General features: G+C 69.3%; 1 protein-coding gene. It reads left to right on the top strand.

The features are described from left to right. A partial coding sequence (locus tag JHD82_RS29095) for an AMP-binding protein (protein ID WP_199140376.1) occupies positions 1-407 on the top strand: 407 nt, incomplete at both ends.

The raw sequence follows: 407 nt of genomic DNA, 5'->3' as shown, positions 1-407 counted from the left end.
GACAACTGGGCGAACCTGGTGGCGCGCTCCATCCGCGCGGCGGGCGGGCGGCCCGGCGACATGGTGCATGTGGCCTATGGCTACGGCCTGTTCACGGGCGGCCTGGGTGCGCACTACGGCGCCGAGCGCGCGGGCTGCACCGTGGTGCCCATGTCGGGCGGGCAGACCGAAAAGCAGGTGCAGCTGATCCAGGATTTCCGGCCCGACATCATCATGGTCACGCCCAGCTACATGCAGGTGATCGTGGAGGAGATGCAGCGCCAGGGGATGGACCCGCGCGAGAGCTCTTTGCGGATCGGCATCTTCGGCGCCGAGCCCTGGACCGAGGCCATGCGCCGCGAGATCGAGGGCAAGGCGGGGCTGGATGCCGTGGACATCTACGGCCTGTCCGAAGTCATGGGCCCGGG

The organism is Delftia sp. ASV31, from assembly GCF_016428765.1.
GTDB classification, from domain to species: domain Bacteria; phylum Pseudomonadota; class Gammaproteobacteria; order Burkholderiales; family Burkholderiaceae_C; genus Comamonas; species Comamonas acidovorans.
Note: the sequence above shows the minus strand (reverse complement) of the source record. Positions and strands in the feature narration are given on the sequence as shown.